General features: G+C 53.8%; 10 protein-coding genes. 2 read left to right on the forward strand and 8 right to left on the reverse strand.

What is annotated here, in order from left to right; all coding sequences use genetic code 11:
- The first annotated feature begins 1 nt into the window (after position 1).
- Positions 2–505 (forward strand): rRNA maturation RNase YbeY, encoded by a 504-nt coding sequence (gene ybeY, locus FF011L_RS18965; protein WP_218932736.1) that lies wholly within the window; start codon positions 2–4, stop codon positions 503–505.
- Positions 505–1,788: a hemolysin family protein gene (locus FF011L_RS18970; protein ID WP_145353309.1), complete on the forward strand. Its 1,284-nt coding sequence runs from the start codon at positions 505–507 to the stop codon at positions 1,786–1,788. Before ybeY ends, FF011L_RS18970 begins: the two co-directional genes overlap by 1 nt.
- Positions 1,789–1,921: 133 nt before the next feature.
- Here FF011L_RS18970 and FF011L_RS18975 read toward each other — a convergent pair whose 3' ends face one another.
- The 8 genes from FF011L_RS18975 to FF011L_RS19010 all read right to left on the reverse strand — a co-directional run bounded on the left by FF011L_RS18975 (position 1,922) and on the right by FF011L_RS19010 (position 12,402).
- Positions 1,922–2,959 (reverse strand): hypothetical protein, encoded by a 1,038-nt coding sequence (locus FF011L_RS18975; RefSeq protein WP_145353311.1) that lies wholly within the window; start codon positions 2,957–2,959, stop codon positions 1,922–1,924.
- Between the two features lie 204 nt (positions 2,960–3,163).
- Complete coding sequence (gene folD, locus FF011L_RS18980; RefSeq protein WP_145353313.1) at positions 3,164–4,048, reverse strand: bifunctional methylenetetrahydrofolate dehydrogenase/methenyltetrahydrofolate cyclohydrolase FolD; 885 nt, start codon at positions 4,046–4,048, stop codon at positions 3,164–3,166.
- 4 nt (positions 4,049–4,052) lie between these two features.
- Positions 4,053–4,967 (reverse strand): NAD(P)-dependent oxidoreductase, encoded by a 915-nt coding sequence (locus FF011L_RS18985; RefSeq protein ID WP_145353315.1) that lies wholly within the window; start codon positions 4,965–4,967, stop codon positions 4,053–4,055.
- Between the two features lie 7 nt (positions 4,968–4,974).
- Positions 4,975–5,424 (reverse strand): hypothetical protein, encoded by a 450-nt coding sequence (locus FF011L_RS18990; protein WP_145353317.1) that lies wholly within the window; start codon positions 5,422–5,424, stop codon positions 4,975–4,977.
- Between the two features lie 85 nt (positions 5,425–5,509).
- A complete protein-coding gene (gene floA / locus FF011L_RS18995) occupies positions 5,510–6,541 on the reverse strand; it encodes a flotillin-like protein FloA (protein WP_246109929.1) in 1,032 nt (343 codons plus the stop codon).
- A gap of 196 nt (positions 6,542–6,737) precedes the next feature.
- Entirely contained in the window at positions 6,738–7,496 is a 759-nt protein-coding gene (locus FF011L_RS19000; protein WP_145353321.1) for an arginyltransferase, read from the reverse strand.
- A gap of 13 nt (positions 7,497–7,509) precedes the next feature.
- Entirely contained in the window at positions 7,510–8,511 is a 1,002-nt protein-coding gene (locus tag FF011L_RS19005) for a DUF1573 domain-containing protein (protein ID WP_246109510.1), read from the reverse strand.
- An 84-nt stretch (positions 8,512–8,595) separates the two neighbouring features.
- Positions 8,596–12,402 (reverse strand): DUF7133 domain-containing protein, encoded by a 3,807-nt coding sequence (locus FF011L_RS19010; RefSeq protein ID WP_145353323.1) that lies wholly within the window; start codon positions 12,400–12,402, stop codon positions 8,596–8,598.
- Between the last annotated feature and the right edge of the window lie 29 nt (positions 12,403–12,431).

The raw sequence follows: 12,431 nt of genomic DNA on the forward strand, positions 1-12,431 counted from the left end.
AGTGAACAAACTGACAACCTCTTCCATTGAGGTCGAAATTAACGACGCGACCGATGCGTCCGCCGAGTTGCTGGAATCCATCCAAGCAGCGGTTCGCAGCGCTGCGGCGATACGGCAATTCTTTACCGGTTCCATCGGTGTTGCAATCGTCGATGACGATGCCATTCAGACGATCAATCGCGAACATCTGCAGCACGACTATCCGACCGATGTGATCAGTTTCGCGTACGCTGAGGATCCGCCCCACGTTGAGGGAGAACTGGTGATCAGTCGCGAAACGGCTCGCCGCGAAGCCGAAGAACTTGGCTGGCCCCCCGAACACGAGATCTTGCTGTATGTCATTCATGGCACACTGCATATTTGCGGGATGGAAGACCAAACGCCTGCGGAGCGATTAGAAATGCGGCAAGCGGAATGTTCCGTCCTTGCAGCACTGGGCATCGAAAATGCAAATCGGTACGGTGCCGATGGTCCGATGGATGCGCAGCCCAGGGGGCCAAACTGATGACCAGTCTATTTGTCCTTTTTGCACTGTTGGGATTTATTGCCGGTGCAGCCGGTGGTCTGGGGGCGGAATTACTGGACCGCTTTGCCGGCCGTTCTTTAGAGGCCTACTGCCGTCTGCGGCATCGTCGCGAGCGATTTGGTGCCGTCCTCGATGGCTTTGAAGAAGCGATGCGAGCGGCGGAGTACCTGCGAGTTATCGGATCGGTTGTCTTTCTGATCTGCGGTACCGCAACGCTCTACCTTGATAATGCGCCGCCCACGGGCAACCACTTGATCTTATGGGGCATCAGTGCGACAGGCCTGATGATGCTGACCCACCTCTGGCTTCCCGGCGCGGTGACTCGATTCGCTTCGTCGCCGCTGCTGTTCCATACCTGGCCGTTTTGGAAGTCCCTTTCCATCGCGATGCGACCGTTTGCGGCGCCCGACTTGCTGTTCTCTTTAGTGACACGGCGTTTGGCCGGCAAAATCGAACACGAAGACGAAGAGGAAGAACAGCTTGAAGACGACATCCGGACGATGGTCGCCGCGGGGACCCGGGAAGGGTTCTTTGGCCCCGGTGTCCGTGAAATGATCCAAGGGGTGATGGACCTGGACGACGATACCGTCGGCCATATCATGACCCCGCGCAGCGAAGTCAACGCGATCGAAGTCAACACGCCTTGGCCCGAGGTCCTACGCTTCGTCATTGAGTGCGGACGAACGCGAATGCCCGTCTACGACGGAACGCTGGACCAGATCGTGGGTGTTCTGTATGCCAAAGACCTAATGGAAGAATTGATCGAAGATGGCAATCCGAAGGTCCCCTTGGCTAAATTGCTAAGAAACGCCTGGAGCGTCCCCGTCGACAGAACCGTCGAACAACTGCTACGCGAATTCCTGCACAGCCGTAGCCATATGGCGATCGTCGTCGATGAATTCCATCAGACCGTTGGCGTTGTCACGATCGAAGATGTTCTGGAAGAAATTGTCGGCGAGATCGTCGACGAATCGGACAAACAAGAAGAGTCGCTAGTGCGAATCATCGACGACCATACAGCCGAAGCTTCGGGTCGCGTCATGGTCGACGACCTGAATGAACTGCTGGGCTGGGATCTTCCAGAAAGCGAAGATTACGAAACCATCGCTGGCTACATCCTGCATCATACGGGCGGAATCCCCGAGGATGGCGAACTGCTGGAAATCGGCTCGATCACCGCCGAAATCATCCAGTCCACGAACCGGCAAATCGAAAGAGTGCGGTTGGTGCACCAAGCCAACCGAAAACGCGAAGCCGTCTAGTCCGTCGGTCCCGCAGCCATTCCACGATCGACGCTGGATCAAAGCCGCAGCTACGCTCGCCCGAACGTGGACAAGACGGCAATCCACCGCCTGGCGACGGTGGCTATGTTTACAGGGAAACACTTAGAAGGAACTATCTTCGATTTTGGGCGACAATCCAATCTTCGAATAGCAGATTCCAATCTTCGTCAAACAGCTTTTGAGCGCCCGCCGTCCAATCCGTTTTCGTAAAGGCACCGTTGACTAGTTCTTTTTCGTCCACCCTGGCAACCTTGCATTCATCGCCAAACTGCCATTGAAATGCGAGGTTTAGTTCCAGATCAATGTCTTGCGCAGCATGTACATACTGAATCGCTCTGAAAGTGTCTGGAACGGCGATCGAGAGAGGTGCGTCTCCGTCTTGGTTCGCCCCTTCGATCTGAAAGGTCTTCCAAGAGGTCTCCGTCGCGCTGTAGGGCACCAGCTTTTGAGCGGATTCGATATTCTCCACTTTCCCGTGACTTCTCCGCCAGACGATTCGAATGGGCAGCGGTTTATCTCCCTTAGAAAAAGTGACCTCCGCGCAACTGCCGGTTTCACGACCGATATGCCAATATCCGACCACGTTTCCATTTTTATTGGGCTTCTGGCCAAGGAACCGTGCATTAAGAAGAAAGATCTTCATCCCGAAGTCAGCGTCAATAGTGCTACCCAGAAAAGCTCCCATCGGGGCAAGCGGGACATAATAGAAGTCGACAATTCGAGCCGTGGAAGAAAGCTCACCTTTGTTCCTAACTACGACATGGCCTCGAATACTACCAGCGTTCCAAACACGAGCGTCCTCTTCTTTCCGAAAGACCCATTGTTCCCATCTCCGATAGTCGACCAGATCAACAGAGCCCATGTTTTCTGTCATTGCATAGTAGCGATAATCGTTTGCGGTCTCCCGGTAATCGATCGCAAGAATATCTTGTTCTCTGATGCCTGTGTCCACGTGGCGGATCAATTTACCACGGACGACCGTGCAGTATCTGCCAGAGAGGTCCTGTTGGTTGACCAGATAATCCGTCATTGCCGATTCGACATCGGGCAGATCGGTTTTAATGGCTCCCTCTTGCCCCGGGGAAAGTCCCGCAGTTCCCACTAATAAAAAGAGGCTTCCCACTACCGCTACGAACGTGTGTCGTCTCATGGCGAACGATCCCTTTTTTCGTTCACTGTAGCAAACGAAATAGGGACGTCAATTTTTTCGGTCGGTTTAGGAGCAGCAGCCCTGGCACGACCGGCAGAGAAATCAAAGCCGCAGCTACGCTCGCCCGAACGTGGACAAGACGGCAATCCACCGTCTGGCGACGGTGGCTATGTTGGATGTCTTTGATCGAATTGATCGCTAGGCTTACTCTCTGCTTGCGATCTCTTTTGCCGCTTTCACGGTATTGCCTAGCAGCATTGCAATGGTGAGTGGTCCCACGCCGCCGGGGACAGGGGTTACTGCACTGGCGACCTGCATCGCTTCATCGAAACAGACATCGCCTACCAACCGATCTCCAACGCGGTTGATTCCTACATCGATGACGACGGCACCCGGTTTTAACATTTCTCCACGGATCATTTCGGGACGACCGACGGCGGCTACGACGATGTCAGCCTGACGGATGACGTCAGCCAAATTCGCGGTCCGACTATGCGCCAAGGTGACCGTGGCATTGGCGGTTGCCGGGCCGCAGGGACCGTCTTTAGCGACCAACAACATCGCCATCGGCTTGCCAACGATATCGCTTCGTCCAACGACAACGACATGCTTTCCAGAAACTTCAATCTGGTAGCGATGCAGCAACTGCACAATCCCGGCAGGCGTACAGGGCAAAAACCGTGGGCGTCCCTGCATCAGCAGGCCAACGTTATAGGGACTGAAAGCATCAACGTCTTTGGCAGGATCGATGGCATCCAAGACTTCCCGTTCGTCCAGACCGGCTGGCAAAGGGAGCTGCACCAAAATTCCGTGAACCGAGTTGTCGGCATTTAAATCGGCCACCAACTGCATCAGCGTGGCTTGGTCGGTGTCAGCAGGCAACCGATGCAACCGCCCTTCGATCCCGGCTTTCTCGCAGGCTCGTTGCTTATTTCGCACATACACTTGGCTAGCAGGATCTTCGCCAACTAGCACCGCGACCAAACAAGGGGAAGGGCCGCCATCGGCAATGAACTGAGTGACTTCTTCAGCAATTTCTTGCCGGATTGCCAAAGCCGTTTGCTTACCATCTAAGATTTGCGCCGACATATGATTACCAGTTGACTCCATTTAAATTCGCAAGTGCTAACAACAGTGCTTGGGTTCCATCACGACCATGACCTTGAGCCTGCACGGCCCTGTAAAGCTGATTAGCCAGCGCCAAACCAGGCAGACACAAGTCCATCCTCGCCGCTTCTTCTAAAGCGATTCCCATATCTTTCAAAAAATGTTCGACATAAAAGCCAGGGTCGAAATCATGGGCGACCATCCTCGGTGCGAGGTTGGACAGCGACCAACTTCCCGCCGCTCCTGAGCTGACCGATTGCAAGACGGTCGGAATATCCAATCCCGCCTTTTGTGCATACAACAACGCTTCGCAGACACCGATCATCCCGCTGGCAATCAAAGTTTGATTCACCATTTTCGTATGCTGCCCAGCTCCGGCGGCCCCTTGGTGCACCACGGTCTGCCCGAGCACTTTCCAGATCGGATCCAGCGCGTTGAAGACTTCAACATCCCCGCCAACCATGATCGACAATCGCCCTTCGCGGGCTCCGATATCGCCGCCACTTACCGGGGCATCAAGCGAATGGACACCTTGTTTTTCGGCCGCTGCCGAGATCTCCACCGCCAACTGTGGGCGGCTGGTCGTCAGATCGACCAAGACCTGAGGCAGGTCGTCTGCGGAAAGCACTCCTTCGCTGCCGAGGACGACCTCCGAGACATCTTGCGGATAGCCGACCATCATCAAAACGAGGTCGCTTGCCGAAGCCACTTCCGCGGGACTGTCGACGACCTTTGCGCCAGCGGACGCCAAAGAGTCTGTTTTAGAACGCGTCCGATTAAAAACGGTCATTGAATAGCCGGCGTCCATCAGACGTCGACACATCGAAGTCCCCATGACTCCGGTTCCAATCCATCCTAAACGCGTTTTCTCCGGTGTAAACGAGGCCGAAAAATTTGGCATGAGCTAACTACTTTTCCCAAAAATTGCTTCGAGGTTCTAAGATTTCGCGGAGCAACACAGCTTGCCGCAGCCCGTTTGGCGAACGGAGCAGCCGAAGCAGATCGATATTTACGTTCTCCCCCGGACGAATTTGTGCAGCATTATCCGACACCGAGGCTCCGCCACTAAAGCGATTCTGTTCGCGTTCAAGATCCGACCGATCGGTCGCCTCACGACTCTTGCGAAGGTCACTCAGCGAAGGGGTCGCCACGACGGCCTCGACTTCATCATCTTCTTCGATGATCTCGGCCATGATCGGCTGCACGGGGACCGCTTGTCGCACCCGCTCTCTCCGCCGGTCGGTGTACTGAGGAGCGGATCGCTGCGGTGGCTGAGCGGGCTGTGCTTGTTTCTGGTTGGCTTGCTGCTGCCGGCGTTGAGCCGCCCGCCGGAGAAAATCCTCAATATCGCCTGCCATATTAGACTCCTCTTAAGGAATTTCAAAAATCAACGCGTAAACAATGGGTCATCATCTCGCCCTCAAACGACGGCAAGCGAACAGGTTACCGTCGTTGATTGTTATCAGAATAGGCATCCGAGTTATCTTTTGTGGTCACCGCCAGCGCCTTCCGCATGTCGGTATCGGCACTGATGTTCTGCAGTTTGAAGTAATCCAGAATGCCTAAGGTTCCGTTTCGGAAGGCATCGGCCATCGCTTCAGGAACGGCTGCTTGAGCGAGCACCAGTTGGGCGCGGCTCTCTTCGACCTTCGCTTCCATCTCTTTTTCCGCAGCCACTGCCGAAGCACGTTTGTTTTCGGCTCGAGCCCGAGCGACCTGCGTATCGGCTTCCGCTTGATCGGCTTGCAGGCGAGCTCCGATATTTGCTCCCACATCGATATCTGCAATATCGATCGAGACAATTTCAAAGGCGGTCTGCGAATCCAATCGTTTGGCGAGCACGGCTTTACTGATCACATCAGGATTTTCCAGAACCGCTTTGTGGTTGGCGGCACTACCAATCGCACTAACGATCCCTTCGCCGACTCGGGCGATGATCGTTTCTTCGGTGGCTCCACCGATCAATTGCTGAAGGTTTGCCCGCACCGTTACCCGTGCCTTCACCTTCAACTGAATGCCGTCTTTTGCCACCGCATCCAATGAAGCTTTGACCGCTCCACGAGGGGGACAATCGATCACCTTGGGGTAGACACTTGTTTGAACGGATTCCAGCACATCGCGTCCGGCCAAATCGATTGCGGTGGCTTCTTTGAACGTCAGGCTGATCGTCTTCGCTTTCTTAGCGGCGATCAAAGCTCGCGTTACCTGTTGCACATTCCCGCCGGCCAGGGCATGTGCTTCCAACGCCCGCGTGGTCAGATCTGGATCGATCAAACCGGCTTGGACGGCCATGATTTTGGCTCGCACAATCCGTCGGGTATTAACCTTTCGAAAAGTCATCCCCAGCAAATCGGCGAATCCGACTTTGGCACCGGTCAGCGCCGACTGGATCCACAACCCGAAATAGCTGGCGAAGATAGCGAACAGGACCAGCACAAAAGCGACGATCGCAACCGACGCGACGACCAACCAAATGAAGGAACTTGAATCTTGTTGGGCCACCAACAAACCGTTCAATATCAACACGATGGTCACTCTTCAAAAAAATACGGCCGGGGAGGAAATAGCTTGTCCTATCGTTATAAGCCATACCACCGTCGCTGTGGGATAGGGGGCAACATTCGACCGCTTATGCAGTCCCTTTTCTTCAAAATCCTGGGCTTAACACTCCCTACAAGACATCGTTCCAGGATCCATCAACCCTCCGCTGCTGCGGCGCAAAACGGGCCTTGTAATTCAGATGCTGATTCTCAGCGACATACAGCCCCAGATACAGGAATTCTTTGCCCGTTTCCTGGCACCATTCAATTTGTTTAAGAATCGAATAGGTCCCAATCGAAAACCGACTGAAAGCCGGATTGAAATAGGTGTAGACCGCGGAAACCGCTGACTCGCCAACATCAACGATCGCAATCCCGACCAATTCTTCTTCAAAATGGAACCGAAATTCCTGAGTCTGGCAAAACGAATCGATCAGAAAGGCGTGATACCCATTGGCATCCGTCTGATCCCCACTTTCGCTCAATCCACGTTGATTCCGGTGGTCATTGAAGAGCGTTAATCGTTGGGTATCCAGAATGGGCATCCCAATGGAAACGCTTAACGCTGCATCGCCTCGATTCAAGACCCGGCGTTGCGACGTCCGCATTTGAAAGTCCGCCACCGATAACCGCGTTGGCTGACACGCCTGACAGGCTGGGCACTGCGTTCGGTATAAGAAACCGCCGCTACGCCGGTAGCCAGCGGCTAGAAAAGCATCCACCGCTTTTCCTGGATACCGTGCTCCAGGCCACTGCAACGGCATCCGGGCAACTTGGCCAGGCAGGTAAGGACAGGGCTGGAGTTCATCGCTCACCAGCAACAGACGCCCTTCATCGAATTCGACTCCATCGGCGGGCCGAGGAACATACCTGCCTGATGGACCAACCATATCAACCTATCCGCTACGGAGTCGTCGGTTTCGCGGGCACAACGGTACCGGTTACCAACATCTCAGCATACCGATCATTTGGCAAGTCAGAGACGACACGAATCTTCTGAGCGATCGCGGCGGCATCCTCTCCTGCTTGGAAAGTTAGCGGCAGGAAGTGAATCTTTTTCTTTCCTTCAGGAGCCTTAAACTGAAAACGATCGTCAGGGCAGATGACTTCTTTGATCGCAAACGGTTCGTCGGCTCGCACGATCAACCTTCGTTCGAAGACACCTTTCGTCGCCACCCCGCCCATGCTGAGCGCCCCAGGATTGATACTCAAACTAGGGCGAACGACTCCGCTGACACACATGTCAACATTGGCACTGCTGGGATCATTGGTCACCAGAGAGACCTGTTCATGAATCTCACCAACCGGCATCGATTCTTTCAAGGAAAGCGTCAGGTCGTACTTCACGCCTCGTCCCTGCTGGATCGGCGGCGACAACTTTACCAACATGTCGGTGCACTGGCTGCGGACATCGGTAATTCGCCAATTGGGACGATTCAGATTGCTCACAGACAGCTTGATTTCTTTGGTTGTCCCTTCTTTGACTTCGCCAAAATCAGCTTCACCTGGAGTGAACATCACATCGGTTCGGATATTCCCAGCAACCGTTAACTGAACTTCGGCGTAGTAGGGTCGATCAAACACGACGGTAACCGTCGCGGACTTTGGACCGGTGTACGACGAAGTATTAAAAGTCGCAACAATCGCTGACTTTTCCCGCGACCCGACCGTTGACTTGGTGACCGTCGGAGTCGTGCAACCACAACTGCTCCGGACCGCCGAGACATGCAGGTCCTCTTGGTAGAGATTTTCGAATTCGAAATGATGCACGACTTTTGCACCACGCGCCACGGCGTGGAAATCATGATTCGTTTCTGGAAACATTTTGCGAGCCCAGTCCTGCCCGCGAACGGTGCAGGGCATCAGTAGCAAACAAAACAGAGCTCCGCGAATTAAATTGTGCATAAGTCGAATAACAAGTCGGCGAAACGAAATAGGTAGGAATATACTTCTCGTGCGGCAGGACCGAATTAGGCTCTTAACATCGTATTATCGATTATCTTGACTCTGGGAAGCAACCTCTAGAGGAGGCAGCACCCCAAGATAACTCATCAGATCACTAATTTCTTTCAGTGTCAGAGCATCCAATCCGCCGGTCGGCATGATACTGCTTGAACTGGGTAGAATCTGATCCACATCCGCTTCATTGATCTCGGTGATTTGGTTATTCGAATCACGAATGGTTAACACACCACGACCGTTTTCTGCTAACAAGCCGACATAGACTCTTCCGTCCAATGTCAACACTTTTCGACTCATGTATTGATCGCTAACGACGTGCGATGGATACAAAATCGATTCCAATACTTCCCGTCGAGTAAACCGTCGCGCCAGACTGGTCAGGTCAGGACCAACGGATTGCCCTTGGTTTCCGAACCGGTGACAGGAATTGCAATTCGCCTTTGCGAACAATTCGGCACCCTGGCTCGGGTCTCCATGTCGTCCTTCGGTCGATTCCAGATACTCGGCCAGCTGATCAAAATCCCAACGGGCTCCTTCTCCTGGTTCGGGCAAGAGAGCCGCTGGTCGATCAGGATAGGTTTTTGCATACCATTGTTGCCAAACATCCATCGTCGGTTGTTCGTTATCGGTCGCTTGTAGGCCGGTCCAATGAACTAACAATTTTTGGGCGGGCTGTGTCGATCGTCCCGATTCCTCAGCGCTTAATCCAAGCAAAATTACCTGGCGCAGCGCCTCTGGGTCGTCGGTGGCAACCGGCACAGTGGCCAATTGTTCAAGTACATCCTTCGCGGATTCGCCTTCAAGAATGTTCAAACTGCGAACAAGATAATCCCAGTTCTGACCATCGGGATGCATTGCCAATCCCATCGCAATCGGCTGACGACGTTCCGGATCTTGACGCCAAACACGCCGCAAGTGAGCCAACGCTTTTTCATCACCGGTCATTGCCAACATCGCCACGATTCCCGTCCGCAATCGCTTGTAGACGTCTCGAGTATGTTCAGGTCCCGAGATTTTTTCGTCCAACCCAATCAATAAGTCCTGTGTCTTCTCATCGGCGGGACGTGGAATTTTGTACAACGAAGCAAGGGCAGCGTTCGGCCACTTGTCCCCTTTTTCTAAAATCGCGATCGCATCATCACGCGTTAGATGCTTTCCGAAATCTCGAGTCACATTCATCAGATACAAAGGAACACTGCTTCCTTGATCTTCGGTGGAAGCCTGTTCGTAAAATTTCAGCAATGTGAAACGGTCTTTGGCAGTCCATTTTTTGTCCAAGAAACGTAGATACATTGCCACATGGACACGATCGGCCAACGGAGCGTCTCCGTCGATATATTCAAGGGCACGCGTAGCGGTTGAATCGGCTTGCAAGTAGGCAGCCAGTCGCATCAGTTCACCATTCATACGCGAATCTCCGGAGGGAAATTCTTCGGCGATCTGATCTCGCAGTGGCTGCACCATTCCCGGATCAATTTCTCCGCGTGCTAATGCGACCTGAGTCACGCGGAGCAAATCAACGAAGTCGGCGTCGCTCAAGAATCCGCTCATCAGTTGACTCATCCGACTGAGCACCAACAAAGCGGTTTCCTTGTCAGGGCGAACCGAAACCAGTGCCAACGATCCCAGAATGGCAATTCGAGGCTGGTCGCTTTGCAGAACAGTCTCCTGCCATTGGTCTGCAGGAATCGTTTCTAAAACGCGTCTGGCCACAAACGCTAACGTGCGATCGTTCTCGTCTAGGAGCGGCAAAATCAACTGGGGGTCGGGGACCTGTTTGCTGCGAAGCATCGCTTCACAGGCAAGCCGGCGAACTCGCAAATCGCGATCCTCCAGCAAACTTTCCAGTTGACGTGCCGTCGCTTTCGAAGGGTGTAATCCCATCATCATCACAACTTTTGCACGAACCGCTTCACTTTGGGCTTTGCTTAATTCAATCAACAGTTCTTCACTTGGAATGGGCCCGAACAATTCCATCAGGTCCAACGCACGGGTGCGATAATGGGCTGGGTTTTCATCGCTAAAGGCAACCCCGGCAACCATTTCATTCCACTCAGCGCCAAGTTCCTTTTTGATTCCCGCCAACTTCTGGCGACTCCACGCCGAAGCGGGCTGAGGCTGACGAATCGCCGCGGCGATCCCCGTCCCTAAGTTATTGACCTTTTCTGGAATCGGACCTTGCCAAAAGACACGGTAAACACCTCCGGCCGTTCCTCGACCACCGGTGCAAAAATACATCGCCCCGTCGGGACCGATATCAAGGTCGGTGACATTCAGCGGCTGACCTTGCAAAAAGACTTGGCTGTCTGCGGTGTAGCTGGCCCCGTTTGGCTTCAGACGGACGTTTAAGATTCGCCCTTCCGACCAGTCGGCCAGGAACAAACTGCCTTGATAACGCACAGGGAAGGTGTAGTGTTCATAACAAATTGCACCACTGGGCGATCCACGCCCCGTGTCCAGAACGTTCGGCAAGCGGTCGGCATAATACTCAGGCCATTTGGCCCAGCCACTTCGCCAGCCAAATTCTCCTGCTTCCGTTACGTCATACAAAGCGGTTCCACGATACCAAGCGGCACCGATATCCGATTCCATATCACTGTCGTGAATAAAAAGTGAACCATCGGTATGAAAGGCGAGGTCATAGGCATTTCGAATACCACCCGCAATCCGTTCGACACGTTTCCCATCAAGCGTCGTCCGAATGATCGTTCCGCCCGGAGCCTTCACGCCCCGTGCATGCCCACCTGGATCTTCATATCGAGGCGTCACAAGGTCCCCTTCGTAGGCCGGCGGTAACGTTTCACCTTTGCCGCCATGACCCACGACCTGCATATGATTGCCGACGGTTACATACAGCATTCCGTCAGGGCCCAGCACAATTCCATGCGGGCCGTGTTCACCGGGAGTTCCGGTGAATTTCAAGATGGTTTTGACTTCTTCCAGCGTTCCGTTACGGTCCTTGTCACTCAGCCGGTACAACCCGATACCTTCGGGGCCTTCGCCGGTGACAAACACATCCCCGTTCAAGGGCAGAATCCCTTGGCAGGATTCGACTTGATCGCAATAGGTGCGGACTTCATCGGGAATCGCATCGCCGTCTTTATCGAACATCAACAGCAGCGGACCACGCTCACGCGCTGCCACGATGTGGCCAAATTCGTTGAACGCCATTGCAATCAACGATCCGGTTTCCTCGTCGTCAAAGAGACGCTGAACACCAAATCCATCCTGAATCTGGAATCGCGTACTTTCTTGGTGCTGTTCCTCGCTCGCGACATCCTCTTGACGATCCCAGGGGACGGTATCGCCCAACTGACCAAATTCCTGAGCATTTCCCCAGCGGCTGTCGTTATAGGTTGCCGTCTGCCACATCGACGACGCTGACAAACTGGTTTTCCAATTGGAATCGGTACTGAAGTTGTACCACTGCGAAGCCCCTTCAGGGCGAATACTGATTCGTGCGGCCAATGCGGCCGTCGTCCCGTGCGTGTTGTCCACTTTGACGGCGATCACGTTGCGGCCGCGAACAAGCAATTCGGAGATGTCATATTCGGTCAATTTGCGAGCCGAACGGCCACTCCCGACGCGGCGACCGTTGACGAACAACTCAAACACGTCGTCTGCGGCAATGGTGACCTCGCCAATCGCCTCGGTTCGCAGATTGATCGTTTTGCGAAAATAACCGCTGGTTCCCGTAGGAACTTCATTTTTGGCAGTTCCGCGGTCCCAAATCCACTGAGCTTCTGCGGCGCCCGCGTCGCGAGTAGGAACGCCGTTGACCAATAAGCCAAGCAGTATCAACCCCAACAACGAACGAATCGAGTTGCCATCCATGGCTGTAACTCTCCAGAGCATTTTTATAG

The organism is Roseimaritima multifibrata (assembly GCF_007741495.1).
Taxonomy (GTDB): Bacteria; Planctomycetota; Planctomycetia; order Pirellulales; family Pirellulaceae; genus Roseimaritima; species Roseimaritima multifibrata.

Bases quoted from the DNA above. Each gene is read 5' to 3' on its own strand.
- FF011L_RS19000 (WP_145353321.1), bottom strand. From the start codon at position 7,496: ATGGTTGGTCCATCAGGCAGGTATGTTCCTCGGCCCGCCGATGGAGTC.
- FF011L_RS19010 (WP_145353323.1), bottom strand. From the start codon at position 12,402: ATGGATGGCAACTCGATTCGTTCGTTGTTGGGGTTGATACTGCTTGGC.
- folD (WP_145353313.1), bottom strand. From the start codon at position 4,048: ATGTCGGCGCAAATCTTAGATGGTAAGCAAACGGCTTTGGCAATCCGG.
- FF011L_RS18985 (WP_145353315.1), bottom strand. From the start codon at position 4,967: ATGCCAAATTTTTCGGCCTCGTTTACACCGGAGAAAACGCGTTTAGGA.
- FF011L_RS19005 (WP_246109510.1), bottom strand. From the start codon at position 8,511: ATGCACAATTTAATTCGCGGAGCTCTGTTTTGTTTGCTACTGATGCCC.
- FF011L_RS18975 (WP_145353311.1), bottom strand. From the start codon at position 2,959: ATGAGACGACACACGTTCGTAGCGGTAGTGGGAAGCCTCTTTTTATTA.
- FF011L_RS18970 (WP_145353309.1), top strand. From the start codon at position 505: ATGACCAGTCTATTTGTCCTTTTTGCACTGTTGGGATTTATTGCCGGT.
- FF011L_RS18990 (WP_145353317.1), bottom strand. From the start codon at position 5,424: ATGGCAGGCGATATTGAGGATTTTCTCCGGCGGGCGGCTCAACGCCGG.